2 protein-coding genes are annotated in these 7,780 nt (G+C 40.0%); both read left to right on the top strand.

Annotated features, from left to right (window positions below):
- Positions 1 to 2,063: T9SS type A sorting domain-containing protein (locus ACFSRZ_RS13675; RefSeq protein ID WP_379667129.1), on the top strand; the 2,063-nt coding region annotated here is incomplete at its 5' end.
- A gap of 164 nt (positions 2,064 to 2,227) precedes the next feature.
- Positions 2,228 to 7,780 (top strand): hypothetical protein (locus ACFSRZ_RS13670; protein ID WP_379667128.1); only part of this gene is annotated, 5,553 nt, incomplete at its 3' end.

Genomic DNA, 7,780 nt, shown 5'->3' with positions numbered 1-7,780 from the left:
TCGTAGAAACAGGCTCTGTAGGAAGTGTTGAGATCGCTGCTGTACAAGCAACAATTGATGCTGCTTTGACGACTCCAAACAGCGAAACTATCATTCTTAAAATTGCCGATGATGCAAACTTTACAACCAATGTAAAACACATTCCGGTTACAACAAGAACGATAAACGGAGTAGCACACTATGTAGCTAACTTCGACTTTAACGGTACTAAATATTTCACCTATTCTGAGGTGTTGGGTATCTTCTGGAATGGAGATACAGTTACTGTAGGTGGTTTGAACTGGACAGGAGGAGCCGCTGCAAACTCTTCTCCTGCAACAGATGATATTGCCTCAGCTATTGATGGTGGAAAAGTACTAGTTGTAGATTCTGAAACATCACAAACCAATGCTATTTTAACAGCTAGCGCCAATGTAGAGTGTTTATGGGTAAAACCAAACACCAAGCTAGTTGTAAATGATGATCAATTTATCGAATTCAACCAAGATCTTTTATTAGAAGGTGAAATTAGATTAATTGGTGATGCGCAATTGGTACAATCACACACAGGACTTTCCAATGTACAAGGAAACGGAGTTATTTATAGAGATCAAGCTAGTAATACACCAAGTGTATATCGTTATAACTATTGGTCTTCACCGGTAGTAGCTGCACTTGGAAACACTACTTACTCTACTTCAACAGTTATGTTTGATGGGACTACTCCTACCTCAGAAAACTCTACCGCAACTGCTATCAATTGGGTAAACTATAACGGTACAGTAGCCTCTTTAAACAGTGCGCCTACCAATCCTATTACCATTGCAACTTGGTGGATATACGGATATTTTAATGGAGTTGATAGAAATGATTGGTCTCAGAAATTAAGCACTGGAGCCATTAACATTGGTGAAGGATTCATTATGAAGAGTACCGGTAGAGCTCCACAGAACTTTACGTTTATGGGATCTCCAAATGATGGAACTATTACCAAGGTATTAACTCCGGGTAGTACGTCCTTATTAGGAAATCCTTACCCAAGTGTTATAGATACACAACAATTTATCTCAGATAACAGTGCTGTAATTGACGGAACCCTATACTTCTGGGAACACCAAGGAGAAAGCTCTACAACAACACAGGTAGAAGGACACGCTAAATACGGATATATTGGTGGATACTCGCAACGTAATGAAGCCATGGGAGTAGCTGCAAACTCAGTAGTAGAAGGAACTGCCGGATTAGGTGAAGGAACCTATGAAGCCCCTCCACAGTATATTGCTGTTGGGCAAGGATTCTTTGCTTCTGCACCTGCTAACAAAGGAGGTACATTAACTTTTGAAAATTCACACAGAGCAGCAAGCACGAATAATATTTTCTTTAGAAATATCCCTGAAAACTTACCAAACTTTAAACTTGGTATGGACTATGTAAGTGATACCAATGCTGAAATACACAGACAGCTAGGAATCAACTTTAAACAAGGAAACGACTTTGCTTATCAAAGTGGATTTGACAGTAGAATATTTGACTTACAACCTACTGATATGTTCTGGGACTTTGACGAACTTGAAGAGAACCTGATCATTGCAGGTGTTGGAGCATTAAGTGCAGAATTACAAATTCCTTTGGGTCTTAATGTAGATACAGACAATCCTGTTCACATCATGATCGATGAAGTTGAGAATATGGAAGGATATACTATCTATTTAGGAGATTTAGTAACAGGAAGATTATTCAACCTGGAAGATCCTGTACAATTAGATTTACCAAAAGGAACTTACACAGATCGTTTTGTGTTACTCTTTGGAGGTACAGCTTTGAGTAATGATGACAATCCTTTATTACAAGGATTCCAAGTATTCATGAACAATGCTACAGATCAGATCATTATTAGAAATAACAATAACACAGTCATTAAAAAGGTAGAATTATTCAACATTCTAGGGCAACCTGTGAATGTTTGGAAGAATTTAGACCCTTCTAATGAACACCGCTTAGATGTAAATGCACCTACTGCTATTTACATCGTAAAAGTCACCACTGAAAAAGGTGAGATCACCAAGAAAATTGTGATGGATTAGATTACAATTTTACTTGCATTTACACACACAGAAAACGCACTTATTTCAAGTGCGTTTTTTCATTTTCACACAGGAATACCCCCCTTTTACTTATATTTCTTTGTAAATCAAGGGCTCATCAATTATATTTGTATTTGTGTATAATGCGGGTAAAATAAATTTTTATGAAATCTCAAGAGAAAAAACTCAAGAGAAATGGTGCGATTCTGGCTGAATTTTTCAGTACGAAGCAACTATTTTTTCTTATCCCTTTTGTTTTCTTTCTATTCTTTTCAATAGAAAGTGTTCAAGCTCAATCCATTCCTGGTACAGGTACGTCTGCAGGTATTTGTGGTAACTGTAATCCAACTGGGTGGGCAGATGCAGATCCTAACTTAGATGGGACACCGGATATTTCCGACAGAAATCAAGCCGGAGGTGAAGGTTTTTATGGTGCCAATGCAACATGGACCGCAGCTCCTCTCCCATTACCTCCTACCGGAGATGTTAGATGGATTACATTACGTGATGTCGGTACTTCAGGAAGTATTGAAGAAAACGTAACAACAACCATGACCGGATTAACTCCCGGAACAACCTATAAATTGGTAATTAGTACAATGACTTCTATTACCAATGCTGATGGAGGAACCGGAGGTAACGAACCTTATGCCGGACAATACATAGAAGATTTCGATATTCAAGTTGGGTCAAATCCCAGAAGAACCATTATTGTACCCGCATCAAGTAGAGATGTTTGGGGTACAAGTACAATTGTTTTTATTGCAAGTACAGCCAGTGAAACCTTCACCATTTTCCCCGGAGCCGATTCCAATGCAGGAAATGTTATTAATGATGTAGAGATGATACACATCTCTGTGGATGGAGTTTCAGCATTACAAGTGTTAGACACAGATGGAGATGGTGTTGGAGATACATTTGATATTGACGACGATAATGATGGTATACTAGATATAACCGAAAGTGGTGGCTTAGACCCAAATGGAGACGAAGATGGTGATGGAATTGCCAACTATCAGGATGTAAATGACGACGGAACAGGAGATGGATCATTAACCGATTATACAGATGCAAATGCAGATGGTTTCCCAGATGCATATGATTTTGATGGTGATGGAGTTCCCAATCACTTAGACTTAGATTCTGACAACGATGGTATTTTAGACAATGTAGAAGCACAAACCGATGCCGGGTTCATTGCCTTTTCTGCCACAGATACTGATGGTGATGGACTGGTAGATGTATATGATGCTACCGTAAGTGGTGGAGCAAGTGGATCAGTAGGAATTACTCCTAATGTTTTTGACTCAGGACAAACCAATGACGATACAACTCCGGATTACTTAGATATTGATACAGATGACGATGGTATTCCAGATAACGTAGAAGCACAATCTACTTTAGGATATACCGCACCTACCGGAAATGTTGGTGAAAATGGTCTCGATTCTGCCTACGAAAACGTAGACACCTACACTCCTACCGGAATTACCATAGAAAACACAGATCTTACAGATTTGCCAGACTATAGAGATACAGATTCTGACAATGACGGTACAACCGACATCAATGAAAATGGAGAAGGGAATGTTTTGAGTGGATCCGATACTGATGGAGATGGTTTAGACAACAATTTTGATGCAGATAATGTAAACTACGATGTAAACGATAATATTACAACTCCTTCTACAGATTTACCCGATGTAGATGCCGATGTAAATACAGGTGGAGATGTAGACTTTAGAGATGATGTAACCGGACTAGATTCCGATGGAGATAAGATTCCGGATACAGTAGATATTGATGACGATGACGATGGAATTATTGATACCGAAGAATGTAGCAATACCAATTTTCCTGCTGGTGGAGCTGATGGTATTACTGTAGATGTAGGAGTTGCCAGAGAAACAGAAATCTTAGATGGAATTCAAGGAGGCGGAAATGGAGCAAGAATGAACAACACTAATGATGTTTTAGTGTTGAGACTAAGAGCTAGTGACGCCATTGTACCCGCAGGTACTGTGGTTACAATAACCACAACAGCTTCAAATACAGCCGCAAAAAGGTTAATTTTTCAACAATCCGATGCTAGTGGTAACAACACTTCTAATGATTGGAATGTTTCTTATAACAGTGCTACTTCTGGAGATCAAAACTTTACAGGAAGTGGTAACGGAACTGTATTTACTGTAACCTATACCCTAGCTACAGATGCTACCCATATTCGAATCGGAATGACGGAAAGAGCCGGAGGTAGAATCAACATGGATTACTTAGAGTATGCTGCCTTTAGCATTTGCTCTCCTGTAGATACCGATGGTGACGGAATTACAGACGACTTAGATATCGATTCTGATAACGACGGAATTATTGATAATTACGAAGCACAATCTACAGCAGGCTATATCCCAAAATCAGGAAACGATGTCGATGGTGATGGGTTAGATGATGCCTATGATGATGATTTAGGAGGAGCTGCCAATTCAAATGGTATTACGCAAGCTGAATGGATCAATACAGATGGTTCCCTAACAAATTCAGATACGATTCCGGATCATAGAGATATCGATTCCGATAATGACGGAATCCCGGATAATATAGAAGCACAAACAACCTCAGGATACACAGCTCCTAACGGAGTTCCCGGTAATAATGGTTTAGATAGTGCCTATGGTTTTAACGACTCTTTCGCAAACACAGGACTATCAACATCATTAATCAATACCGACGGAGATGCAGAACCTGACTATAGAGATACAGATGCTGATGGAGACGGAACAAATGATGATGCAGAAGGAAGAACAGGAAACCCTTCATTCACAGGTTCAGACACCGACGGTGACGGATTAGACAATGGTTTCGATAATGTAGATACAACCGGAGGAACCTTTGATGTAAATGATGACATCTCAGATCCTGAAGCCGGAGGACTTATCGATGCCGATGTCGATGTAACTACGGGTGGTGATGTAGACTATAGAGACACACTAGCAGGTCAAGATACCGATGGCGATGGTATTGTAGATACCGTAGATATTGATGACGATAATGATGGAATTATTGATACAGTTGAAGATGTTTGTGTTGATGGAACCTCAGTAGGAACAGCCTTTACCTCTTTAGGTCAGGCCAGAAATGTAAGCAGCGCTGGAGTTTACTTCTTCAATCTCAACGGAAACGCCTTCTCTACCTACGTAGATGAAAATGGATACGTACAAGTAGCTATTGATTTTGGAAATGGATCCGGTGACCTTCCACAAGGAACAGCATTAACAAACTCTTCTAGAGGAATCCTATCCGCAGCAGCATTGGCTACACTTACAGACGCTAACGAAGCTAGAATATCACATTCAGGAGGAAACTTTGATGTTACAACAAGTAACGCAACCATCCTTTCCAGAATTACAACCAATACAACATTACATCAAGGAACAGCAGACAATACAATTAATAATGATTGGACAGGAACTGAGGCAACAGCCATTACTGTTGATGCCAGTTGTACTACAAGTAGCGGAACCAGTTTACACCAAAACGTTGCCCACCTATGTGGTAATACTTCCGGATATCATTGGATTCCTTCCCAAGGAACCCAGAGAATCAGGCATAGTGCCGGTTCTTTTTCCGGTGAAATTGCTAATGGAGAAAGCTTCACTTTATGGGTAAGAGCAGATAGTGCAACAACTTGTTCAGATTTTGACGGAGATGGAATTCCAAACTCCTTAGATCTAGATTCAGATGGTGATGGTATTTTAGATAATGTAGAAGCACAAACCACTGCTGGGTTCGTTGCCTCTCCAACGACAGGAATTGCAGCAGCCGTTGGAGCTAACGGATTGTTCAGCATCTATGAAAATAACGATACCCCTGCTGCAACAGGTTTAACACCTAATGTTACAACCGCAACAGATACAACACCAGATTATTTAGATATCGATACAGATGACGATGGTATTCCAGATAATGTAGAAGCGCAAACTACCACAGGATATACAGCTCCTTCAGGAAATGTTGGGCTTAACGGTGTAGATTCAGAATATGAAAACAACGATACATTCACTGCCGTTGGATTAACTCCTAATAACAATGATGGAACAGACGAACCGGATTATAGAGATACCGATTCTGACAACGATACAACAAGCGATGCAGATGAAAGTGGAATTACGCTGAATGCCGGATCATTAGGAACTGATTCTGATGGTGATGGATTGGATGACATCTATGAAGGTTCCGATGCAACAGCCGGAGAAGCCTTTGATGTGAATGACGAGATAAACGATCCGGTAAACAACTTACTGGATGCAGATAATGATGGAGCCACCACCGGAGATGTAGATTATAGAGATGACACCATTTTTATTGATACCGATGGTGATGGTGTTGAAGACTCTGTAGATATTGATGATGATAACGATGGAATCTTAGACATCAATGAAGATGCATTGGCTGATGGTGATGCTGATGGAATTCCAAACCGTTTAGACATCGATTCAGATAATGATGGAATTCCAGATAACGTAGAAGCTCAATTAACCATAGGATATATTGCTCCTTCAGGTTCTGGAAGCGGTATTACAGATGCTGACGGAGATGGATTGGATGATAATTACGATAGTAATACTAGTGATACATCTACAGGAGCCTCTGTTGGTTTGATTGCTGTGAATACAGATAATATTACTGGAAATAATACAGATACAAATCCCGATTATTTAGATACAGACTCTGATGGTGATGGAACCAATGATATCTTAGAAAACGGAAATGCGAATACTGCAACCGGAACAGATACAGATGGAGATGGATTAGACGATGCCTTTGAAGGAGTATTAAATGATAATGATGTAAATGACGATATTGATGATCCGGCAACAGACCTTCCGGATATTGATTCTGATGTAAATACTGCTGACGGAGCACAACCAGACGCACCTGAATACAATGATGTAGATTACCGTGATATTGATGATGACAGAGCTCCGCCTTCAGTAGCAGGAAACATCCTTTGGCTACGTGCAGATATTGGAGTTACAGGTGTTGGAGAAGTAACCAACTGGGCAGATCAGTCAGGTAACTCGTTTAATGCAACCAATACAGGAACAGGTCCTGCTAAATTAGGTGATGGTACAGCTACAGATGGTTTAAATTTTAACCCTACACTACAATTTACAGAAGCTTCAGGTCATGATCTAGAGATCAACTCTAACGGAATTCTTGGCAATGCCATTTATGATCATATTTGGATATATGCTGTAACAGAATCTAATTCTGCCACCAATGCTTCTTTTGCTTTCTCTAATGCAGTAACAGGAGGTGCAGTTGAATTCCAAGTACCAACAACCGGTAGTTTACTATCACTAGACAATGCTACAGGAACGGCACTTACTACCGCTTGGGGAGGTACTGCCAATGTATTTAATATATGGAATGGTGGTTCTAGTTCAGGAACTTCTACCCCATCAGGAACCAACAAAGCAATTTACAGAGACGGATTGCAATTGGCAACCAATAACACAGGTAACGGAGTACAATTCTCTGGAAACAACAGTAGCACATTTATTGGATCAGATAGCAATGGAGCAAACTTCTTTGACGGTCAGATTGCTGAGATTATGGTCTTCAACACTGTTCCTACCAGTGCAGTACAACAAAAGATACAATCTTATTTAGCCATTAAATATGGTATCACATTAGATCAAACAGACAATGATGCA

The sequence above is a fragment of the Pseudotenacibaculum haliotis genome, from assembly GCF_042684245.1.
Classification (GTDB): Bacteria; Bacteroidota; Bacteroidia; order Flavobacteriales; family Flavobacteriaceae; genus Polaribacter; species Polaribacter haliotis_A.
This window is presented reverse-complemented; position numbering and strand designations above follow the sequence as displayed.